This is a genomic window from Mycobacterium sp. SMC-15 (assembly GCF_045310925.1).
GTDB lineage: Bacteria > Actinomycetota > Actinomycetes > Mycobacteriales > Mycobacteriaceae > Mycobacterium.
Map to the genome: position 1 here is coordinate 346,899 of NZ_JBJIAJ010000001.1, position 19,677 is coordinate 366,575.

At 67.8% G+C, this 19,677-nt stretch carries 21 protein-coding genes and 3 tRNA genes; 10 read left to right on the forward strand and 14 right to left on the reverse strand.

All coding sequences use genetic code 11. The annotated features are described in order from the left end of the window. Window positions 1-17: 17 nt before the first annotated feature. Together ACJH71_RS01645 and ACJH71_RS01650 are read left to right on the forward strand one after the other, a co-directional pair. Window positions 18-1,106 (forward strand): dihydrodipicolinate reductase, encoded by a 1,089-nt coding sequence (locus ACJH71_RS01645; protein WP_406756287.1) that lies wholly within the window; start codon window positions 18-20, stop codon window positions 1,104-1,106. Next, a complete protein-coding gene (locus tag ACJH71_RS01650; RefSeq protein ID WP_406756288.1) occupies window positions 1,103-1,600 on the forward strand; it encodes a carboxymuconolactone decarboxylase family protein in 498 nt (165 codons plus the stop codon). Before ACJH71_RS01645 ends, ACJH71_RS01650 begins: the two co-directional genes overlap by 4 nt. 6 nt (window positions 1,601-1,606) lie before the next feature. On the opposite strand, the gene ACJH71_RS01655 is transcribed toward ACJH71_RS01650, so the two are convergent. From ACJH71_RS01655 to ACJH71_RS01665, 3 genes are read right to left on the reverse strand one after another with little or no spacing between them, the layout of a single operon-like run. After that, window positions 1,607-2,521, reverse strand: a complete 915-nt coding sequence (locus tag ACJH71_RS01655) for an ROK family protein (RefSeq protein ID WP_406756289.1) — start codon at window positions 2,519-2,521, stop codon at window positions 1,607-1,609. After that, complete coding sequence (locus tag ACJH71_RS01660; protein ID WP_406756290.1) at window positions 2,521-6,690, reverse strand: NEW3 domain-containing protein; 4,170 nt, start codon at window positions 6,688-6,690, stop codon at window positions 2,521-2,523. Before ACJH71_RS01660 ends, ACJH71_RS01655 begins: the two co-directional genes overlap by 1 nt. A gap of 9 nt (window positions 6,691-6,699) precedes the next feature. Beyond that, a complete protein-coding gene (locus ACJH71_RS01665) occupies window positions 6,700-7,659 on the reverse strand; it encodes a helix-turn-helix transcriptional regulator (RefSeq protein ID WP_406756291.1) in 960 nt (319 codons plus the stop codon). Between the two features lie 62 nt (window positions 7,660-7,721). Between ACJH71_RS01665 and ACJH71_RS01670 the strand changes: the two genes are divergently transcribed. The 6 genes from ACJH71_RS01670 to ACJH71_RS01695 all read left to right on the forward strand — a co-directional run bounded on the left by ACJH71_RS01670 (window position 7,722) and on the right by ACJH71_RS01695 (window position 13,199). Further along, window positions 7,722-8,246, forward strand: a complete 525-nt coding sequence (locus tag ACJH71_RS01670; RefSeq protein ID WP_406756292.1) for a DinB family protein — start codon at window positions 7,722-7,724, stop codon at window positions 8,244-8,246. A 4-nt stretch (window positions 8,247-8,250) separates the two neighbouring features. Continuing rightward, complete coding sequence (locus ACJH71_RS01675) at window positions 8,251-8,853, forward strand: DinB family protein (protein ID WP_406756293.1); 603 nt, start codon at window positions 8,251-8,253, stop codon at window positions 8,851-8,853. Between the two features lie 50 nt (window positions 8,854-8,903). Beyond that, a complete protein-coding gene (locus ACJH71_RS01680) occupies window positions 8,904-10,262 on the forward strand; it encodes an ABC1 kinase family protein (RefSeq protein ID WP_406756294.1) in 1,359 nt (452 codons plus the stop codon). A 5-nt stretch (window positions 10,263-10,267) separates the two neighbouring features. Further along, entirely contained in the window at window positions 10,268-11,173 is a 906-nt protein-coding gene (locus ACJH71_RS01685) for an alpha/beta fold hydrolase (protein ID WP_406756570.1), read from the forward strand. Between the two features lie 115 nt (window positions 11,174-11,288). Next, the gene (locus ACJH71_RS01690; RefSeq protein WP_406756295.1) at window positions 11,289-12,152 is read left to right on the forward strand and encodes a cyclopropane mycolic acid synthase family methyltransferase; all 864 of its coding nucleotides are present in this window, start codon (window positions 11,289-11,291) and stop codon (window positions 12,150-12,152) included. 156 nt (window positions 12,153-12,308) lie between these two features. Next, window positions 12,309-13,199 (forward strand): cyclopropane mycolic acid synthase family methyltransferase, encoded by an 891-nt coding sequence (locus tag ACJH71_RS01695; RefSeq protein WP_406756296.1) that lies wholly within the window; start codon window positions 12,309-12,311, stop codon window positions 13,197-13,199. Window positions 13,200-13,262: 63 nt separating this feature from the next. Here the strand turns inward: ACJH71_RS01695 and rplA are convergent, their stop codons facing one another. The 11 genes from rplA to ACJH71_RS01750 form a co-directional block, all read right to left on the reverse strand. Then, a complete protein-coding gene (rplA, locus tag ACJH71_RS01700; RefSeq protein ID WP_406756297.1) occupies window positions 13,263-13,970 on the reverse strand; it encodes a 50S ribosomal protein L1 in 708 nt (235 codons plus the stop codon). A gap of 73 nt (window positions 13,971-14,043) precedes the next feature. Beyond that, on the reverse strand, window positions 14,044-14,472 hold the full coding sequence (gene rplK / locus ACJH71_RS01705) for a 50S ribosomal protein L11 (protein ID WP_406756298.1): 429 nt from the start codon (window positions 14,470-14,472) through the stop codon (window positions 14,044-14,046). A gap of 25 nt (window positions 14,473-14,497) precedes the next feature. Then, on the reverse strand, window positions 14,498-15,310 hold the full coding sequence (gene nusG / locus ACJH71_RS01710) for a transcription termination/antitermination protein NusG (RefSeq protein ID WP_406756299.1): 813 nt from the start codon (window positions 15,308-15,310) through the stop codon (window positions 14,498-14,500). A 23-nt stretch (window positions 15,311-15,333) separates the two neighbouring features. Continuing rightward, window positions 15,334-15,777: a preprotein translocase subunit SecE gene (gene secE / locus ACJH71_RS01715; RefSeq protein ID WP_406756300.1), complete on the reverse strand. Its 444-nt coding sequence runs from the start codon at window positions 15,775-15,777 to the stop codon at window positions 15,334-15,336. 77 nt (window positions 15,778-15,854) lie between these two features. Beyond that, window positions 15,855-15,927 (reverse strand) — tRNA-Trp (locus ACJH71_RS01720). 159 nt (window positions 15,928-16,086) lie between these two features. Continuing rightward, window positions 16,087-16,587 (reverse strand): (3R)-hydroxyacyl-ACP dehydratase subunit HadC, encoded by a 501-nt coding sequence (hadC, locus tag ACJH71_RS01725; protein WP_406756301.1) that lies wholly within the window; start codon window positions 16,585-16,587, stop codon window positions 16,087-16,089. Between the two features lie 12 nt (window positions 16,588-16,599). Next, window positions 16,600-17,028: a (3R)-hydroxyacyl-ACP dehydratase subunit HadB gene (hadB, locus tag ACJH71_RS01730; RefSeq protein ID WP_406756302.1), complete on the reverse strand. Its 429-nt coding sequence runs from the start codon at window positions 17,026-17,028 to the stop codon at window positions 16,600-16,602. Then, window positions 17,015-17,491, reverse strand: a complete 477-nt coding sequence (gene hadA, locus ACJH71_RS01735) for a (3R)-hydroxyacyl-ACP dehydratase subunit HadA (RefSeq protein ID WP_406756303.1) — start codon at window positions 17,489-17,491, stop codon at window positions 17,015-17,017. The genes hadB and hadA overlap by 14 nt, the downstream gene beginning before the upstream one ends. A 12-nt stretch (window positions 17,492-17,503) precedes the next feature. Further along, window positions 17,504-17,671 carry a 50S ribosomal protein L33 gene (gene rpmG / locus ACJH71_RS01740; protein WP_024440978.1) on the reverse strand — a complete coding sequence of 56 codons (168 nt, stop codon included), beginning with the start codon at window positions 17,669-17,671 and terminating at the stop codon, window positions 17,504-17,506. A gap of 37 nt (window positions 17,672-17,708) precedes the next feature. Next, a tRNA-Met gene (locus ACJH71_RS01745) sits at window positions 17,709-17,782 on the reverse strand. A 39-nt stretch (window positions 17,783-17,821) separates the two neighbouring features. Continuing rightward, window positions 17,822-17,894 (reverse strand) — tRNA-Thr (locus ACJH71_RS01750). Window positions 17,895-18,080: 186 nt separating this feature from the next. On the opposite strand from ACJH71_RS01750, the gene ACJH71_RS01755 reads away from it, so the two are divergent. Continuing rightward, on the forward strand, window positions 18,081-18,797 hold the full coding sequence (locus ACJH71_RS01755; protein ID WP_406756304.1) for an MBL fold metallo-hydrolase: 717 nt from the start codon (window positions 18,081-18,083) through the stop codon (window positions 18,795-18,797). A gap of 11 nt (window positions 18,798-18,808) precedes the next feature. Beyond that, on the forward strand, window positions 18,809-19,642 hold the full coding sequence (locus ACJH71_RS01760; RefSeq protein WP_406756305.1) for a hypothetical protein: 834 nt from the start codon (window positions 18,809-18,811) through the stop codon (window positions 19,640-19,642). The last annotated feature ends 35 nt before the right edge of the window (window positions 19,643-19,677 follow it).

Here is a 19,677-nt window from a genome sequence, read left to right on the forward strand (position 1 = left end):
CTTGCTAGGCTCCTGTGATGAGCGACACCATTCCCACCCTCGTCTGGGGCACCGGGAACGTCGGACGGCTGGCCATCCGCGCCGTCGACGCCCACCCGGCACTCGAACTCGCGCACGTCATCGTTCATGACCCGGCCAAGGTCGGCCGCGATGCGGGTGACCTGGGCGGGCTCGGCCGCACGCTCGGGGTCGCTGCCACCGATGACGTCGAAGCCGCCCTCGCCGCAGGTCCCCGCGCGGTGGTCTACGCCGCCTCCGGCGACATCCGCCCCGACGACGCCCTCGCCGACGTCTGCCGCGCGATCCGCGCCGGCGCCGCCGTGGTCACGCCGTCGCTCTATGCCCTGTACGACCACCGCAGCGCCCCGCCCGAAATTCGCGAACCGGTCGAGAAGGCCATCGCCGACGGCGGCGGATCGTTGTTCGTGTCTGGCATCGACCCCGGCTGGGGCAACGACATCCTGCCGCTGCTCGTCAGCGGGCTCGCCGCCCGTGTCGACGGGATCCGCTGCCAGGAGATCTTCGACTACACGACCTACGACCAGCCGGATTCCGTCCGCCACCTCGTCGGTATGGGGCACCCGCTCGAGTACGACCCGCCGATGCTGATGGCGACCGTCCCGTCGATGGTGTGGGGCGGCCAGGTCCGGCTGATCGCTCGGGCGCTGGGTATCGAACTGGACGACATCCGCGAGCACGTCGAACGCCGCGCCCTCGACCGCACCGTGACGACCGCCGCGATGGGCGACTTCGAGGCGGGCACCCAGGGCGCCGTGCGGTTCGAGGTCCAGGGCATCGTCGACGGCGAGGCCCGCATCGTCATCGAACACGTCACCCGGATCGACCCGTCCTGCGCGCCCGACTGGCCGCAGCCGCCGGACGGCGACGACGGCGCCCACCGCGTCATCATCGAAGGAAGCCCCCGGGTAGAGGTGACCGTCGAAGCCACCGAAAACGGCAACCGCTCCGAGGGCGGCAACGCCACCGCGGTCGGCCGCATCGTCGGCGCCCTCGACTGGCTCGTCGCCGCCGGTCCCGGCCTGTACGACGCCCTCGACGTCCCGCTGCGCTGGATCCCCGGCCGAACCTTCGGAGGTACGAAGTGAACATCGACATCCCCGAGGGCCAGGACGCCATCGAGTACGTCTGGGGCAGCCTGGTGCCCGGGATCGGCCCGGCGGCGGCGAACTTCTCCCTGGCTGTCTACGCCCACTCGACGCTGGGCCTGCGCGAGTTCGAGGCCGCGCGACTGCGCATTGCCCAATTGAACGGCTGCCTGTTCTGCCAGGACTGGAGAACCGAACGCGACGGCGTCAAGGTGGAAGAAGAGTTCGCCGAAGCAGTAGAACAGTGGCGCACAACAGACCGCCTGGACGACAGGGCACGCCTGGCCGCGGAATACGCGGAACGCTACGTCCTGGACCATCACGGCTTGGACGACGAGTTCTGGACCCGCTTCGCGGGCCACTACGACCAGCGTGAGGCCGTGGAACTGACGATGTCCCTGGGCTCCTGGCTGGCCTTTGGCCGGTTGAACAGGGTCTTCGGCCTGGACGCGATCTGCTCCCTGCCCAGCCACGCGATGACGCAGACCCCCTAAGCAGCGTCAAGGCAAGGTGGCCAGCACGGCCGCCCCCACCAACCCGGCGTCGCCGCCGAGTTCGGCGGGCACCACCTGCAGGCCGACCACGAAGTCCAACCCGGCACGCTGCGCCAGCGCGGCCCGCAGCGGGTCGAACAACAAGGCACCGGAGCGGGCGACTCCCCCGCCGATCACCACCAGATCCAGGTCGCACACCGCGGCCACCGAGGTGATCATCACCGCCAGCGCGTCGGTGCCGCGCCGAAAAGCCCGCAGCGCCACCGGGTCACCGGCGTCGGCGGCCGCGGCGAGCGTCTTGGCATCTGCCCCGGGAGCTTCCGGCGCCCAGCCGTTGGCCAGCGCCCAGCGCACCATCGACGGCCCGGAGGCGATGGTCTCCACGCAGCCGCGGCCACCGCAGCGGCACCGCTCCCCATTGGGATCGACGACGACGTGCCCGACGTGGCCCGCGTTGCCGGTTCTGCCATGAACCGGTGCGCCGTCGAGCACCAGACCCCCGCCCACCCCGGTCGAGACCACCATGCCCAGCATGGAGCGGGTGCCGCGCCCGGCGCCGTGCCGATGTTCGCCCAGCGCCATGCAGACGCCGTCGCCGCCCAACCGGACCGCTACCCCGGGCACCGCGGCAGCCACCCGGTCCCGCAGCGCGAACCCACGCCAGCCCGCGATGTTGACCGGGCTGACCGTTCCGGCGTTGACATCGATGGGTCCGGCCGAGCCGATCCCGACGGCGTCCACCCGCCCACCGGCCCGTTCCAGGGCGTTCTCGATCAGCTCGGCAACCACCGCCCACACCACCTCGGTGCCCTGGTCCGCTCGGGTGGGCAGGGTGGCGGTGTAGGACAGGGCCCCGTCGGGGTCGACCAGGCCGACGGCGATCTTGGTGCCGCCGACGTCCAGTGCCAGGACCGGGGCCATCAGTCGACACCCACCGTGACGGGCGCCCGCACCGCCAGTCGCGCCGCGGTCGAATAGGCCAGCGCACCCGCCCCACCGACCCGGACCAGCGCCCACCAGGTGCCCGGCCCAGCCCATACGGGCGGGGCGATGTCGAAGGTCACCGCCACCTGACCACCGGCCGGCACCACCGCACCCAGCGCCGGTGGGCCGGCCCATTCCCAGCTACCCCAGGGGCTGATCAGGTGCGCCTCGACCGCCAAGTCGGCATGCGCGTCGGTGCCGACCGTGACCGTCAGCCGAGCAGAGCGGCCGGCAGTGACTTCAACGTCGGGCGGATCGTCCACGTACAGCAGCCGGTCAAGACCCGGATCGCCGACGCGGACCACCGCCACGTCTTCGACCTGCTGGAGCCAGGCCCGCGGCACGTCACCGGACAGGCCGAGTCGAGCGCGCAGCGGATAGAGCCCCGGGGCGGCGTCCCCTGGAACCGTCACCGCCACCGGGACACGCATGTGGTCCCCGGCCGCCAGCCGCACCGGTTGTTCGGTCGGTGTGACCACCCAGCCCGGCGGGCACCGCCACGTCACCGCACCGGACAGGGCGGCGTCGATGCAGTCACTGGCCACGGTCAGCTCCAGTTTCAGCAGTGCGCCCGGATCCGCGTCGACCCGGTGCGGATGCAGAGCCGGGGTCACCGGCAGACCGCCCAGTGGCGCCGGGCCGCGGTTGTGCAGCCAATAGCGGGCGTAGAGCGGTTGGGCTGCCTCGGATTCGGGTGCCATGGGACGGCCGGTGCCCAGGTTTTCACTATCGAGGCGCGCGGTGACGGTGGCGATCTCGTAGCCGTGCAGCCGGTCCGGGGCCGGATGTTCGCGGGGCTGTTCCAGCAGGTCGGCGCGGCCCAGCACGGTCACCGGCCCCAGGTCGCTGCGCAGCGTGACGGCGGCGTCGGCGCCGCGGGTCTCGACCAACCGCAGCGTGACGGTGTTCGGGTCGACCGGCTGCGCGCTGCCACGCGCCATCGGGTTGCCCGCCGCTTTGAGCGCCCCCAGGCCGACCCCCTCGGCCGGGTCAAGACGCAGCAGCGAACCACTCGCGGGCAACGGCCCGCCGGCCCCGGCGACCGGAACGGCCAGCAAGGGATCGCCGAATGCGGCGCTGCGCTCAGGAATCGCCGCCTGGCGCCAATCGCCGTCGCCGGTCACCAGTGCGTAGTCGAACGTGTGCGTCCAATGCTGCAGTTGATACGCGCTGCCGTCGGGCGCCGTACGGCGCGGGTCGTCTTCCCAGGCCGCCGACGGCCAGCTGGTGCACGAACGCAGCAGCGCGGTGTGCAACGTGCCAGCGGAGTCCACCGCGAAACTGGGCACGCCGCGGTTGATCAGGGCGACGGTGCGCGCCTCGAAAGGCTCCATCTCCGCGCGGGCGTCCTGGTCCACCGCGATCTCGGCGTCGGCCAGGTCGTCGGCCACCCGGGCGATCTCGGCCACCAAACTGTCGTCGTCGCGGCCGGCGATCACCAGCACCGGCAGGTCGCGGGGGCCGGTGAGGTCCGCCCCGGGAACCCAGACCTGCGCGAGGGGTTTGGCCGCCGGCACCCACACCCGGGCCCGGCCGTGGCGCTCGAGCTGGCGGTGCAGCTCGTCGGTGTAGGCCGGATCGGCGGCGGCCAGCACCGCGCGGGTGAAGGCGTTGCACTCCGGCCCACCCAGCGCGATGCGGGTGTCGGGCAGGTTGGAGTCGACGTCGAGGTTGCCATAGCGGGGCCCGTCGGCCGCCGAACTGGTGGCGGTGACACCGGCGCGCACCAGCGCGACCATCAGCTCCCGCGCCGGCGTGCCATCGGTAATCACTTCGGCCACCGCGACCGCCCGGCTGCCGTCGCCGACACTGATCCGGGCCGTCGCGGACAGACCGAACCAGCGGTTGGCGGGGGTATCGAGGGTCCGCGGGTGCTGCGCGGCGTCCACCGAGCGACCGCTGGGCTCATGCAGCAGGCCGAAACCGCGGCCGATGACGGCGTCGGCCACCTCGGCGACCGGCATGGCACCGGGCACCGGGCAGGGCCAGCGCAGCCGCAACAGATGATCGGCGCCGGTGAACTCCTCAATGGTGGTGGAGCAATCCACCCGATCCATGCCGTGCCACAGGGTCAGGGTCTGGGTGTAGGTCAGCACGTTGCGGATCCGCCCGGACACCACCAGCCGCTCCCCCAGCGGCCCGCGGTAGGCCTGGACGGTGACGTCGCGGGCGACCGCGGAGGTGAACAGGTTCCCGCTGGGCACCAGGTGCCAGGGACCTTCCCCGGACTGCGGGTGCCGCGGGTATTCGTCGTAGACGGCGAGCTGGTTGCCCAGGCCGCCGTCGATGATCATTTCGCGCCCCTGGTGCTGCCACGAGGTGATGCCGCCGCCGCGGTCCGGGTCCGCGATCAGCTGGTGGTACTCGTTGCTGATCCCTGCGCCGGCCACCGGTTGCCAGCCGTGGGCGTCGCCGGTGGGCCTGAGCCGGTAGGCCTGCCAGCCCAGCGACGGCACGTGCGCCAGCCAGCTGACGGTGCTGCCGCCATCCTCAACGTGGGCCGGGCATTCGGTGCCGTCAGGGGCAACCACGCGTACCCCGGCCGACAGCGGTGTTTTCAGGTGCACCGTGACGAGGTCGGTGCGGTCGGCGGCCACCGGGTTCCACACCACGGCACCGGCACCGCCACCGTCACCGGAATCGACCAAGCCCGACAGCACCGCCAGTGCGTTGTCGCGAGCGTCGGTGCCCAGCTGCCAGGCGTCGCGCCAGCCGGTCAGCAGGTCCAGGTAGACCTGGTCGGCCTCCGACCCGGTGATGGCGTCATGGTGGGCGCCGTAGGAAAGTTGCGCCCAGGCCTTGGCCAGTGCCGCCTCCGGGTAGTCCGCCCCGGTCAGCGCCGCGGCGAACACCGCAAAGCGCTCCGCACCCAGGACCGCCTGCTCGGCGGCCCGGTTGGCCTGCTTGGTGTCGATATAGGAGACGTGGCAACCGGTGTAGATCGGGTTCATGTCGCGGGTCTGCGGGGACGGGTCCGCGCCGCGTTGCTCCAGTTCGGCGCGCACCGCGGCGAAGAACTCGCTCGGCAGGGCGCAGACGAACTTCGGCCAGGTGTAGCGGGCGTTCCAGGCCCGGTGGATGTCGGTGATCCAGCGGTTCGGCGGGGTGAAGTCGGTGCCCACCGGCAGCAGAACGTTGCGGGTGGCAGCGACCTTCTTCATCTCGGTGAACAACCGATAGACGTCGTCCTCGGCGGCGGCCAAGGTCGCACACGAATCCATCCACCACCCGGCCGCATAGTGCGCCGGCATGTAGTGGGTCAGCAGGCCACGCCCGGACGGCGCGATCCATTCGAACTCGGATGCGAACTGCATCCGGCGCGGGTCGCCCCGATCGGCCATCGGGCCCCACTGGTGAAACGGCCCGCGCGCCCAGGCGCTGGCGGACAGGCCGGCGTCGGCGACCAGCCCGGGGAACTGCGGATCGTGGCCGAACACGTCGAGCTGCCAGGCCGTCGCCGGTTCGGCGCCCATGATGTCGCGCTGAAAGCCCATCCCGGCCACCAGATTGCGGATCGTGGTCTCGGCGTCGGTGAGGTTGGTCGACGGCTCGTTGTAGGTGCCGCCCATCACCTCGACCCGGCCCTGCTCCATCAGCCGGCGCAGCTCGGCGCGGTCCTGCGGGTGGGTGTCCCAGTACGGCTTGAGGTAATCGACCTCGGCCAGAACGAACTTGTACTCGGGGTTGTCCCGCGCCCAGTCCAGGTGGCCGCGCACCAGGTTGAAGCCGTTGGTCTGCCGGCACGCGCCGAGCGGGCTCTCGGTCCACACGCTGGTGTAGTTGGCCTGGGTGTTCCACCACACCGGGTCGTAGTGGAAGTGGCCGACCATGAACATCGTCCAGCCGGGCTCCGCCACGGTGAACGTGAAACGGCTGTCATTGACCTGGGCGGACCGCTGTTGTCCCGGCACCGGATCGTCGACGGTCACCGGCACCTCGATGACACCGCTTCCGGGCTCGGCGACGGCCTCGCCGAACAGGCCGTCGCCGACGACACGAACCGCTGTCGCCACGTCGGCGTCGCGGTAGTCCACCCGGACCAGTTGCGCGGGCCCGTTGGCCGGCCCGACGAACTTCTCGGTCGATTCGACCTCGAGGATCCGCATGCCACAAACCTACGGATGCCCGGCCGCCGCGTGGAGCCTTTCGGCCACCGTGCGCGCCGCTGCCATCACCTCCGGCGGCTCCAGGATTTCGAACGCAGCACCCACCATCGCGAAGTACAACACCATCCGCTCCGGATCGTCGGCCCCCGCGGTGACGATGCACGCGTGGTCACCGTCGGGCTCGATCGTCACCGCCGTCGGCGAGAAATGCTGCGCAACGATGTCCTTGGCGGCGTAGTAGCGCACCCTCGCGACGTGCCGATAGGGCGAGGCGGTGATCGCCTGCTGCACATAGCCGGCGGCATCCGGTGCTGGTCGCGGTACGAACGTCGTGCCCAGCGCCTGCACCGCGGCCATCCGGTCCAGCCGCAGACTGCGCCAGTCGTTGCGGTCCCGGTCGTAGGCCAGCAGATACCAGCGGCGGCCGGTGGTAACCAGCTGATAGGGCTCGAGTCGGCGCTGGGTTCGTGCCCCGGCGCGGTCGGTGTAGCCGGCGGCGACATGCTCGTGGTCGCGGCAGGCCCGGGCCAGCGTCATCAGGACGTCGGGATCCACCGACTCCGCCCCGGCGTCGGGTGTCAACGTCACCGTCGCCTGGCGCACCGCGGCGACCTGCGAGCGCAGCCTCGCCGGCATAACCTGGTGCAACTTGCTCATCGCGCGCAGTGCGGCCTCGGCCACCCCGGACACGCTGCCCCCGGCGGCCAACCGCAGGCAGACCGCCACCGCCACCGCCTCGTCGGGGTCGAGCAACAGCGGAGGCAGCGCGGTCCCGGCGCCGAGCTGATAGCCGCCGCCACGGCCCTTGCTGGCCTGCACCGGATAACCCAACTCCCGCAGCCGCTCGACGTCACGACGCACGCTGCGGGTGGTCACCGCCAGCCGCTCGGCCAGCTCCTGCCCGGTCCAGACCCGGCGGGCCTCCAGCAGCCCGAGTAGCCGCAGCACCCGACTCGTCGTCTCCGACACGCCCACCAGTCTGCCGAAGATTTAGGACAGAAACTGTCCTATTTACGTGGAACGCTCAAAGCATGCCGGACCCGACCACCTACCTGGCCAACCAGCTCGACTGGCACTGGCAAAACCTGCTGCGCCCACGGCTGGACGGCCTCACCGACGACGAGTACCTGTGGGAACCAGTGCCGGACTGCTGGACCGTGCGCCCGGGCGGTATCGACTTCGCGTTTCCGGCTCCTGAGCCGGCGCCGTTCACCACCATCGCCTGGCGAATGGCGCACGTCATCGTCGGTGTGTTCGCCATGCGCAACCACCACCACTTCGGCGGGCCGCCGGCCGACTACCAGAGCTGGCCATACGCACGCGACGCCGCCACGGCGCTGCGCCAACTCGACGACGCGTATGCGGGCTGGATCGCCGGGGTGCGTGGCCTCGAGGAGGTTGCCTTGGGTCGGCCCATCGGAGCGGCGGAGGGGCCGTGGGCCGACCACACCATGGCGGAGCTGGTCTTGCACATCAACCGTGAAGCCATCCATCACGGAGCCGAAATCGCATGCCTGCGCGATCTGTACGCGCACCGACCCGATCGAAAGGCCTGAAACCATGCCCGGACTTGCCCCACCGGTGACCGATGAACGCCACGCGCTGCGCGAATTCGTCACCTACCACCAGGGCGCCTACTTCGCGGTGGCCTACGGCCTGACCGACGAGCAGGCTCGCGCCACCCCGACGGCCAGCGCCCTGTCGATCGGCGCTTTGATCAAGCACGCCACCGGGATGCAGCACGCCTGGATGTCCCGCGTCGCCACCGCACCGGCCGCCCCGCCCGCGGACAGCCGGCCGCGCGAGGAGAAGGAACGCGAGTATCAGGACCAGTACGTGCTGCGCCAGGACGAAACCCTGGCCGGGGCGCTGGAGGCGTTCGCAACCCAGAACGCCGAAACGCTACGCCTGTTGGAGTGCACCGACCTCGACGCCGCGGTGCCGGTACCGCGCGACGCACCGTGGTTCCCCACCGACGTCGACGCGTGGACCGTGCGCTGGGTGTTCCATCACCTGATCAACGAGCTCGCCCGCCATGCCGGGCACGCCGACATCATCCGGGAGAGCATCGACGGCGCCACCATGTACGAACTGGTCGCCGGGGTCGAGGGTTGGGAGCCGACCGCATGGCTGACCCCCTGGCGACCGGGCGCCACGGCCTAGGGCGGTGCGCTGGCGGAGAACTTCCTTCGCCGATTTGGCAGACTGCAGCAATGAGTTCGACCCCACCCCGACAGGTGGCCCAGCTGGATCGGGTGCCGCTGCCGGTTGAGGCGGCCCGCATCGGTGCCACGGGCTGGCAGCTCATCCGCGCCGTCACCCGGGTTTTCACCCGGTTGCTCCGGCCGGGGCCGGTCCAGCAGAAGGTGATCCGCGAGCTGCCCCAGACGTTCGCCGACCTGGGCCCCACCTACGTCAAGTTCGGCCAGATCATCGCCTCGAGCCCCGGCGCGTTCGGCGAGCCGCTGTCCCGGGAGTTCCGTGGACTGCTCGACTCCGTCCCGCCGGCCGACTCGGACGCGGTGCACAAACTGTTCGTCGAGGAACTGGGCGCCGCACCGCAGGAGTTGTTCGCGAAGTTCGACGAGACCCCGATCGCATCGGCCTCCATCGCCCAGGTGCATTTCGCCACGCTGCACAGCGGCGAGGAGGTGGTGGTCAAGATCCAGCGGCCGGGCATCCGCCGACGGGTCGCGGCCGACCTGCAGATCCTCAAACGCTTCGCCCAGGTTGTCGAGCTGGCCAAACTCGGCCGGCGACTGTCGGCCGGCGACGTGGTCGCCGACTTCGCCGACAACCTCGCCGAGGAGCTGGACTTCCGCATCGAGGGCCAGTCGATGCAGACCTGGGTGTCGCACCTGCATGCCTCCCCACTGGGCCGCAACATCAAGGTGCCCGACGTGCACTGGGACTTCACCAGCGAACGGGTGCTGACGATGGAGCGGGTGTCGGGCATTCGCATCGATGACGCCCCCGCCATCCGCAAGGCCGGCTTCGACGGCGTGGAGCTGGTCAAGGCGCTGCTGTTCTCCACCTTCGAGGGTGGTCTGCGGCATGGCTTGTTCCACGGCGACCTACACGCCGGCAACCTGCTGGTGGATGACGAGGGCCGGGTGGTGTTCCTGGACTTCGGCATCATGGGCCGGATCGATCCGCGCACCCGTTGGCTGTTGCGCGAGCTGGTGTACGCACTGCTGGTCAAGAAGGATCACGCCGCGGCCGGCAAGATCGTGGTGCTGATGGGTGCGGTGGGCACCGTCAAGCCCGAGGGCCAGGCCGCCAAGGACCTGGAGGCATTCGCCACCCCGCTGACCATGAAGTCGCTGGGCGACATGTCCTATGCCGACATCGGCAAGCAGCTCGGGGCGCTGGCCGATGCCTACGACGTCAAGCTGCCCCGCGAGCTGGTCCTGATCGGCAAGCAATTCCTCTATGTGGAGCGCTACATGAAACTGCTGGCTCCGCGCTGGCAGATGATGTCCGACCCGCAGCTGACCGGCTATTTCGCCAACTTCATGGTCGACGTCAGCCGCGAGCACAAAGACACCGACGACAACAACCCGGGAGTATGACCGTGGTGGAGATGCGCAGCGGTACCGCCCGCTCGGGGGATCTGGACATCTACTACGAGGACATGGGAAACCCCGAGGACCCGCCGGTGCTGCTGGTGATGGGCCTGGGCGCCCAGTTGCTGCTGTGGCGCACCGGGTTCTGCGAGAAGCTGGTCGCGCACGGTTTGCGGGTGATCCGCTACGACAACCGCGACGTCGGCCTGTCCAGCAAGCTGGGCCGCAGTCATGCCCGCGGCGCGCTGGTCCCCCGGATGGCGCGGTTCTGGCTGGGCAAGCCCAGCCCGGCCGTCTACACCCTTGAGGACATGGCCGACGACGCAGCCGCCCTGTTGGATCACCTGGACATCGAGCAGGCGCACGTGGTCGGCGCCTCGATGGGCGGCATGATCGCGCAGGTGTTCGCGGCGCGGTTCGCGGCCCGGACCCGGTCCTTGGCCGTCATCTTCTCCAGCAACAACCGACGCTTCCTGCCCCCGCCGGCACCGCGGGCCCTGATGGCGCTGCTGACCGGGCCGTCACCGGACTCCCCCCGCGACGTGATCATCGACAACGCGGTGCGGGCCAGCCGGATCATCGGCAGCCCCGGCTACCCGACACCGGAAGACCGGCTGCGGGCCAACATCATCGAGGCCTACGAACGCAGTTACTACCCATGGGGCATCGCCCGGCAGTTCGGCGCCATCTTGGCCAGCGGCAGCCTGGCAGCCTATGACCGGCTGATCACCGCGCCGACCGTGGTCATCCACGGCCTGGCCGACAAGCTGATGCGCCCGTCGGGGGGACGGGCGGTTGCCGACGCCATCGATCGCGCCCGGCTGGTGCTGTTCGAGGGCATGGGCCACGATTTGCCTGAGGAATTGTGGGATCCGGTGATCAGCGAGCTGACCACGACGTTTGCTACCGCTAAGTAGCTTGTCGGCGACTCCGCGGTGGCCTAAACCACACCGAGGTGCTCATAACAGACGGACAACGGTAGTCTGTGCACACCCTCCCCTCATTTATACAAGATCGCGAGCGAACTGAGCCATGCCGAAATTGGAACCGAAGTACGAAGAACTGCAGTCGATCTACGACATCTCCAACGAGTTCTACGAGCTGTTCCTGGGTCCGACGATGGGCTACACCTGCGGGTTCTACCCGGACAAGGACACCACCTGCGACGAGGCACAGATCGCAAAGTTCGACTTGGCCCTGGGCAAGCTGGGCCTGGAGCCCGGCATGACGCTGCTCGACATCGGCTGCGGTTGGGGGGCCTGCATGCAGCACGCGGTGGAGAACTACGACGTCAACGTCATCGGACTCACCCTCAGTGGCGAGCAGCGCGAGTACGCGATCGAGAAGCTGTCCAAGGTGGACACCAACCGCAGCATCGAGGTGCGACTGCAGGGCTGGGAGGAGTTCACCGACAAGGTGGACCGGATCGTGTCGATCGGCGCGTTCGAGCACTTCGGCCGCGACCGCTGGCCGGCCTTCTTCGACATCACCTACAACGCGCTGCCCGACGACGGCCGGATGCTGCTGCACACCATCACCGCGATCAGCGGGCAGGACGAGGCGCAGGCCAAGGGCATTCCGATGACGATGTCGCTGGCCAAGTTCACCCTGTTCATCATGAGGGAGATCTTCCCCGGCGGGCAGCTTCCGTCGGCGTGGCTGCCCCGCAAGTACGCCGCGGACGCCGGTTTCTCCGTGACGCGGGACGACGAGATCGGCCCGCACTACGCACGCACGCTTGAGGACTGGGCGGCGATGTTGCTGGCCAACAAGGAGCGGGCGATCGAGGTGCAGGGCCAGGAGGCCTACGACCGTTTCGACAAGTACCTCAACGGCTGCGTGGAGCTGTTCCGCAACGGCAACACCAGCGTCCACCAGTACACGCTGCAGAAGTAGCAGCGAACGGCCTGCCGCGGGTTCCGGCTTGGCTACATGTCTCGTCAACCGTTTCACCCCCGACCCGCTAAGCTGCAACAGTTGAACGGCACGGACAACAAGGCGGTTGTCACGTCCGCTCACAGCGGGTTTCATCAGGAAGGCAACCAGTCACAGATGGTGGACAAATCGACCCGGACTGCAGATATGCGTCCGAAATTCGAGAACATCCAGGCCCACTACGACCTGTCCGATGACTTCTTCGCGCTGTTCCAGGACCCGACTCGGATGTACAGCTGTGCGTACTTCGAGCCGCCGGACGCCACCTTGGAAGAAGCCCAAATCGCCAAGCTCGACCTGAACCTGGACAAGCTGGACCTGCGCCCGGGGATGACGCTGCTGGACATCGGTTGCGGCTGGGGTGCGACCATGAAGCGCGCCGTCGAGAAGTACGACGTCAACGTCATCGGCCTGACCCTGTCGAAGAACCAGCACGCCTACTCGCAGAGCCTGCTGGACGCCATCGACACCGACCGGTCACGGCGGGTCCTGCTGCAGGGCTGGGAACAGTTCCACGAGCCGGTGGACCGGATCGTCTCGATCGAGGCGTTCGAGCACTTCGGTTTCGAGAACTACGACAACTTCTTCAAGAACAGCTACGACATCATGCCGGCTGACGGCCGGATGACGATCCAGAGCAGCGTGAGCTTCCACCCCTATGAACTCAACGCGCGCGGCAAGAAGCTGACGTTCGAGACCGCGCGGTTCATCAAATTCATCCTCACCGAGATCTTCCCGGGCGGCCGGCTGCCCACCACCAACATGATGGTGGAGCACGGCGAGAAGGCCGGTTTCACTGTGCCCGAGGCGCTTTCGTTGCGGCCGCACTACATCAAGACGCTCAGGATCTGGGGCGACGCACTTGAGGCCCACCACGCCGACGCTGTCGCGATCCAGTCCGAAGAGGTCTACGAGCGCTACATGAAGTACCTGCGCGGCTGCGAGTACTACTTCACCGACGAGGCGCTGGACGTCAGCCTGGTCAGCTACGCCAAGCAGGCTGACTAGACCCCACCGTCACAGCGAAAAGCCCCCGTCACGCGCTAGCGTGCGGGGGCTTTTCGGTATGTCTTATTCGGCCGCGAAGTTGCGGGTGACGGCCGGGTCCACCGGAATGCCGGGGCCGGTGGTCGTCGAGATGGTGACCTTCTTGAGGTAGCGCCCCTTGGACGACGACGGCTTGAGCCGCAGCACCTCGTCGAGGGCGGCGCCGTAGTTCTCCGCCAGCTTGGCCTCTTCGAACGACGCCTTGCCGATCACGAAGTGCAGGTTGGCCTGCTTGTCGACACGGAAGTTGATCTTGCCGCCCTTGATGTCGGCGACGGCCTTGGCCACATCCGGGGTGACGGTGCCGGTCTTGGGGTTGGGCATCAGGCCACGCGGGCCCAGCACGCGGGCGATGCGGCCCACCTTGGCCATCTGGTCCGGGGTGGCGATCGCGGCGTCGAAGTCGAGGAACCCGCCCTGAATCTTCTCGATCAGGTCGTCGCTACCGACCACGTCGGCGCCGGCGGCGATGGCCTGCTCGGCCTTCTCGCCGACCGCGAACACCGCCACGCGGGCGGTCTTACCGGTGCCGTGCGGCAGGTTGACGGTGCCGCGGACCATCTGGTCGGCCTTACGCGGGTCGACACCGAGGCGGATGGCCACCTCGACGGTGGCGTCCTGCTTGGTCGACGACGTCTCCTTGGCCAGCTTGGCGGCGGCCAGCGGGGTGTAGAGGTTGTCGCGGTCCACCTTCTCGGCGGCAGCGCGGTAGGCCTTGCTGGTCTTGCTCATGGTTTATCCAATCTCAGATGGTTGGTCGTGGTGAAAGTCGGGCCGAAGCTGGCCCTCCCACGGGTACTGCTAACTACTCGACGGTGATGCCCATGGAACGGGCGGTACCGGCGATGATCTTGGCGCCGGCCTCAATGTCGTTGGCGTTGAGGTCGGCCTTCTTGGTCTCGGCGATCTCGCGCACCTGGTCCCAGGACACCTTGGCGACCTTGGTCTTGTGCGGTTCGGCCGAGCCCTTGGCGATACCGGCGGCCTTGAGCAGCAGCCGCGCCGCGGGCGGGGTCTTGAGCGCAAAAGTGAAGCTGCGGTCCTCGTAGACGGTGATCTCCACGGGGATGACGTTGCCGCGCTGGCTCTCCGTCGCGGCGTTGTACGCCTTGCAGAACTCCATGATGTTCACGCCGTGCTGACCAAGCGCGGGTCCGACCGGCGGCGCGGGGTTGGCCTCGCCAGCCTTGATCTGAAGCTTGATCAGCCCGGCGACCTTCTTCTTCGGGGCCATGAGGGGGTGTTTCCTTTCCTACGTACTAAATCTTCGAGACCTGGTTAAAGGCCAGTTCCACTGGTGTCTCACGACCGAAGATGGACACCAACACCTTGAGCTTCTGCTGTTCGGCGTTGACCTCGCTGATCGAGGCGGGCAGCGTGGCGAACGGACCGTCCATGACGGTGACCGACTCGCCGACCTCGTAGTCGACCTCGATGATCGGCCGCTCCAGACCGCCTTCGCTTGCGGCGGTGCTCACCGCACCCGCTCCGCCCCGCGCTTGCTTCTTGGCCGCGCCCTGCGGCAGCAGGAACTTGACCACGTCGTCCAGCGGGAGCGAGGTCGGCCGCGAGGTGGCGCCGACGAACCCGGTCACACCGGGGGTGTTGCGCACCGCCGACCAGGAATCGTCGGTGAGGTCCATCCGAACCAGGATGTAGCCCGGCAGCACCTTGCGGTTGACCTGCTTGCGCTGGCCGTTCTTGATCTCGGTGACCTCTTCGGTGGGAACCTCCACCTGGAAGATGTAGTCGCCGACGTCGAGGTTCTGCACGCGGGTTTCGAGGTTGGCTTTCACCTTGTTCTCGTAGCCGGCGTAGGAGTGGATGACGTACCAGTCGCCCGGCTTGGAGCGCAGCTCGGCTTTCAGCGCCACCGCAGGGTCGAGCTCCTCAGCCGACTCCTCCTGGGCCGCCTCGGCGGCCTCGGTGGCCTCAGACTCGGGAGCCTCGGTGGCCTCATCAGCCTCGGGGGACTCGGTGGCCTCCACCGCGGAGTCCTCAGCGGGAACCTCGGTGGTCTCCGCCACGTCGACCGGCTCGCCCGCAGGCGTATCGCCGTCGAAGGTAGTCACGGTTGTCAGTCCTTCCTATAACTTCACTCGCCGAACACCAGCAGCACCAGCCGGGCCCATCCGTAGTCTGCCCCGGCGACCAACGCCACCATGAAGACCAGGAAGGCCAGCACCACCGCGGTGTAGGTGACCATCTGCTTGCGGTTCGGCCAGATCACCTTGCGAAGTTCGCCGACGACCTGCTTGAGGAAGTTCAGAACGAAGACGAACGGGTTGCGCGAGGGGCCTTCCGCCTTCTTCTTCGCCTTCTTCTTCTTGGCCTTCGCGGCGTCGTCGGCGTCCAATTCGGTAGCCGTGGATTCCACGTCGTCGCCACCATCGCCTGCACCACGACGCGAACGCTTACCGGTAGGTCGCAGCGGGTCGCCGACCTGCCTGCTCACCACGGCCGTGCGACTGCTGCGGCCGGATTCGGCATCGCTGTCGCCGTCGGCTGCGGCGTCGGGACGGTCGAGCTCGTCGGTCACCGCATGCTCCTTCGTTGTTCGCGCTTACCTCGTTGCCGTACCGCGCATGGTGTCCAGTGTCCACCATGGCACGTCAGCAGGGGCGACAGGACTTGAACCTGCAACCTGCGGTTTTGGAGACCGCTGCTCTGCCAGTTGAGCTACGCCCCTTCGCGGTTGGCGCACCAACCTGCGGGTTCGGGAACTTCACCTGTGCGCCGTCGCCGGCTCACACAATTCGCGCGCCCCCCGTTCGCCTCACGGAAAGCGCGCTAATGCTCGGAAAACCCCGAGGTCCGAGTGTACCTCGCCGCAACGGCCAGTTACTAATCAGGCTGTTCGGACGACCTGACCGGATTCGGCATCCCACCGAAGGTTGACCGAATCGTCACCGTCGTGACCCATCATCGTCGTGAACGCTTCGAGCACCACATCGCCATCCTGGTTGGTCAAGATGTTGCGGGTCGTGACGATGTCAGCACCGAAACGCTCGACTACCGAGGCGATCTCCATCCGGGCGTAAAGCGTGTCGCCGGCCTTGATCGGCTTGATGAATTTGAAGCCCTGGTCCACCTGCACCATCTGCATGGTGGTGTAGCCGGTGTCGACGTGGCGGAAGAAGTCGGACTGCACCAGCTTCGCCAGAATCGCCACGAACGTCGGCGGCGCCACCAGCGAGTCGTAGCCCAGCTTGGCCGCCTCCGCCTCGTCGTGGTAGGCGGGGTCCTCAGCCTTGATGGACCGAGCGAACTCGCGGATCTTCTCGCGGCCCACCACGAACGACTCGGGGTAGCGCCAGATCATGCCCCGGATATCAGTTTTGATCGCCATCGCTGCGCGCCCCTAGGCCAGCTTGGCCGAAGCGACCGCCCGCCCGAAGATCTTCTTGCCACCGGTGGTGGCGGTGAGCGCAATGGTCACCGTCTTCGATTCGGAGTCGACAGACTTCACCCGGCCGGTGAAGGTGATCTCGGCGCCCTTGCCATCGTTGGGCACCGGCACCACGGAGGTGAAGCGCACGTTGTATTCGGTCACCGCGCCCGGGTCACCCACCCAGCCCGTGACGTAACCGCCACCGAGCCCCATGGTCAGCATGCCGTGGGCGATCGCGGTGTCCAGACCGACCTGCTGGGCGATCTCGTCGTCCCAGTGGATCGGGTTCAGGTCGCCGGACACGCCGGCGTAGTTCACCAGATCCTGCCGCGACAGCGGAATGACCCGCTCGGGCAGCTGATCGCCGACCTTGACCGAACTGAACTCACGCAACGCCATCGGTGAAACCCTTATCTCCCTCGCCGGCGCGGCCCGCCAACGTCGTATATGTCTTCTGCACGATTTCACCGGCGTGGTTGGTGACCACCTGCTGGGTCACGATGATGTCGGTGCCATGTGCACGGCGAACGGATTCCACCGACACATCGCAGTAAAGTCGGTCGCCTTCCTTGATCGCCCGGTAATACTCGATCTTCTGGTCGACCTGGACGATCTGAGCGTCGTCGGTGGTGACACCGCAATGTTCGAAGAAACCCGAAATCGCCATGTGACCGAACACCGAGATGAAGGTCAGAGGGGCAGCCAGCCCGTCGTAGCCGAGGTCAGCTGCCGCCCGCAGGTTCAGGCTTGCCGGGTCCGTCGCCTTGACCGCGCGCGTGTACTCGCGGATCTTCTCCCGTTCCACGTCGTAGTGGTCGGGATAGCGGTAGTGCGCCCCGGCGAGACGGTCGGCCAACGACACGGTCGGCCTACCTTAGCGAGATTCGCGGTGCGACTCGTGCTTGCCGCAGTTGGGGCAGAATTTCTTCAGCTCCAGCCGGTCGGGGTCGTTACGGCGGTTCTTCTTGGTGATGTAGTTGCGGTGCTTGCACACCTCACAGGCCAAGGTGATCTTCGGCCGCACATCAGTACTGGAGGCCACGTCTGTCGCCCTTCTTCACATGTCGTATTGCTTGCAGTAGCGGTGGGGAGGCTCGATCTCCCGACCTCACGATTATGAGTCGTGCGCTCTAACCAGCTGAGCTACACCGCCCCGATCGGCGCTAGTCGGCGCACCGACTGGCGTCCACCGAGCCCCCTAACGGAATCGAACCGTTGACCTTTTCCTTACCATGGAAACGCTCTGCCGACTGAGCTAAGGGGGCCTTCACCTACAGCGACCCGTTGGGCGCTGCAAGCCTGTAGAAGGTTACAACCTCGCCCACGAGGTCACCAAACCGCGACGACAGAGGCTGGCCAGAGCCTGCTGACTTAATCGCGAGTAAGCGGCGGCGATCTGCTGCGCCCGGCTTCGCCGCGCTTGCAATCGCCGCTGCTTTAGGCTGGAGGGCGTGCCCGAATCCGACCGGCTGTATTTCCGCCAGCTGCTCTCTGGACGCGATTTCGCGGCCGGCGACCCGATGGCCGCCCAGATGCGCAACTTCGCCTACCTCATCGGCGACCGGCAGACCGGCGACGCCGTAGTGGTCGACCCGGCCTACGCCGCCGGTGATCTGCTCGACGCGCTCGAGGCCGACGGTATGCGACTGTCCGGCGTGCTGGTCACCCATCACCATCCCGATCACGTCGGCGGCAAGATGATGGGCTTCGAGCTCAAGGGGCTGGCCGAGCTACTGGAGCGAGTCAGCGTTCCGGTTCACGTGAATACCCATGAGGCACAGTGGGTTTCACGGGTGACCGAGATTCCGATGACGGACCTGACCGCGCACGATCACGGCGACAGGGTCAGCGTCGGCGCCATCGACATCGAGCTGCTGCACACGCCCGGTCACACCCCGGGCAGCCAGTGTTTCCTGCTGGACGGTCGGTTGGTCGCCGGCGACACCTTGTTCCTGGAGGGCTGCGGCCGAACCGATTTCCCGGGCGGCGATTCCGACGAGATGTACCGCAGCCTGCAGCAGTTGGCCGCACTACCGGGCGACCCGACGGTGTTCCCCGGCCACTGGTATTCGGCGGACCCGAGCGCGGCACTTTCCGAAGTCAAGCGATCCAACTACGTATTCAGCGCCGCAAGTCTGGACCGGTGGCGCATGCTGATGGGCGGATGAGGGGATAGCTGATGGGATCAGTTGAGGACCGCTTGTACGACGTCGCGCACGCGGGCGCGGATGCCTGGCTGGCCTGGGCCGCATGGCTGGCCATCGGTATCACCGTGCTGGCACTGTTCTATTTGAACCGTCAACTGCAGCGCAACCGCCGGCTGGCCGCCGAGCAGACCCGCCCGCACGTGGCGATGTTCATGGAGCCGCACGCCGCCGACTGGCACGTCATCGAGCTGGTGGTCCGCAATTTCGGCAAGACCGCCGCCTATGACATCCGGTTTTCGTTCGACCAGCCCCCCACCGTGGCGCGCTACGAAACCGCCTCGGACGGCTACGCCGACGTGGTCGCGCTGCAGCTGCCCGAGGAACTGACGGTGCTGGCGCCCAACCAGGAGTGGCGCACGGTGTGGGACTCGGCGATCGATCGGGCCGAGCTCGGTGAGGGCATCGAGTCGCGGTTCACCGGGACGGTCAGCTACGCCAACAGCCCCGACGAGCCGAAGGGCTGGTTCGGGCGGCGCGGCAAACAACCGCGGTACGAGAACAAGGTGGCGCTCGACTGGAAGGACCTGCCCCCGGTGCGGCGGGTCGAGTTGATGACGACGCACGACCTGGCCAAGCGGGAGAAGCAGAAGCTGGAGCTGCTGCGCAGTCTGCTCAGCTACTTCCACTACGCCAGCAAAGAGACCCGCCCGGACGTGTTCCGCGGCGAGATCGAGCGGATCAACGGGGCGGCCCGCGAGATCCAGGACCGGTTGCGCGGTCGTGAGCAGCTGGAGGCTTCCGGCAACACCGACATCACCGTGCGGCTGGGCGACGCCAGCGCCGAGTTGGGTAAGCACCGCACCTGAACCCGGAGGTTCGTCGAGGCTGGAACCGCCGCACA